Here is a 1,265-nt window from a genome sequence, read left to right as displayed (position 1 = left end):
ATGAAATGAACCCCTTTAAGTAGACACCCCTTAAACCCTAGTGTAGACTAGCGTAAAGGGGTGATTTTTATGTCAAGTAAAAGATATTCAAGTGAATTTAAAATAAATGCAGTTAAGCAATATATTGAAAGTGGTAAGAGTCAGGCTCAAGTAATGAAAGAATTAGGATTAGGAGATCAGAAAACCTTTAGTGGTTGGATAAAAAAATATAAAGAATTTGGAGAAAGTGCTTTTGATAAGAAAGAAAAAGTAGCTAAGTTAAAGACCTCTAAATTAACAAAAGATGAAGAAATTTTAATGCTAAAAGCAGAGAATGATATATTAAAAAAGATATTAAAATGGGAGAGGGGGAATGTCCTAAAAAAATAAAATATGAAATAGTAAATGATCTTAAATCTAGATATTCAGTTAAACTACTATGTTCTCTATTAAATGTTTCTAGAAGTGGATACTACAAATGGGAAAAAAGAATATCTACTATAACTATTAAGGATACACATGACAAGACTGTTAAAGATATGATATCTGTATGTTACGACGAAGTTGATGGCATTTATGGATATAGACGAATTAAAACTGCTATTACTAAAAAGTTTAACATCAATGTAAATACGAAAAAAATATATAGGCTTATGAAAGAATTAGATATTAAGTCAAAAATTAGAGCTAAAAAACCATATTTCAAGGGTTGTGAGGCAGCTATAGTAGAAGACAATATACTTAATAGAGAATTTGAAGCCGAAAGGCCTAATACTAAACTAGTTACCGATATAACAACTATAAAGTTTAATAATAAAAAACTTTATTTATCTGTAGTAATGGATTTATTCAATCGAGAAATATTAGAATTTAACATAAGTAATAGAAATAATAATGATTTAGTTATTGATACTATGTTTAATTTAATATCTAAAAATAAATTAGAAGGATGTATTATTCATAGTGATAGAGGAGTACAGTATACATCTAGATTATATAATACTATACTTAAATCTAATAAAATAGTACAAAGTATGTCTAGAAAAGGAAATTGCTTGGATAATGCATGTATAGAATGTTTCTTCGGACATCTTAAATGTGAACTTATATACTTAAATACTTTTAAAACAGAAAGTGATGTAGTTAATGCTGTAAACAAATATATTCATTTTTATAACAATTTTAGATTTCAAAAGAAACTTAAAAACATGGCTCCAATTGAGTATAGAAGCCATGTTGATGTTGCATAGGGGTTACGTGTGTCTATTTTTAGGGTATCACTTCAA

The 1,265-nt window shown here is 26.9% G+C and carries 2 protein-coding genes; both read left to right on the top strand.

The window, feature by feature from the left end; genetic code table 11:
* Nucleotides 1-69: 69 nt before the first annotated feature.
* Nucleotides 70-369, top strand: coding sequence for a transposase (locus ACUSRV_RS17015; protein ID WP_490143130.1), 300 nt, complete (start codon nt 70-72; stop codon nt 367-369).
* A complete protein-coding gene (locus ACUSRV_RS17010; RefSeq protein WP_490143129.1) occupies nt 339-1,229 on the top strand; it encodes an IS3 family transposase in 891 nt (296 codons plus the stop codon). Before ACUSRV_RS17015 ends, ACUSRV_RS17010 begins: the two co-directional genes overlap by 31 nt.
* Nucleotides 1,230-1,265 lie beyond the last annotated feature (36 nt).

The sequence above is a fragment of the Sporacetigenium sp. TC11 genome (assembly GCF_058146105.1).
This window is presented reverse-complemented; position numbering and strand designations above follow the sequence as displayed.

Coding starts and splice junctions, on each gene's coding strand:
- ACUSRV_RS17010 (WP_490143129.1), top strand. CDS start 339: ATGGGAGAGGGGGAATGTCCTAAAAAAATAAAATATGAAATAGTAAAT.
- ACUSRV_RS17015 (WP_490143130.1), top strand. CDS start 70: ATGTCAAGTAAAAGATATTCAAGTGAATTTAAAATAAATGCAGTTAAG.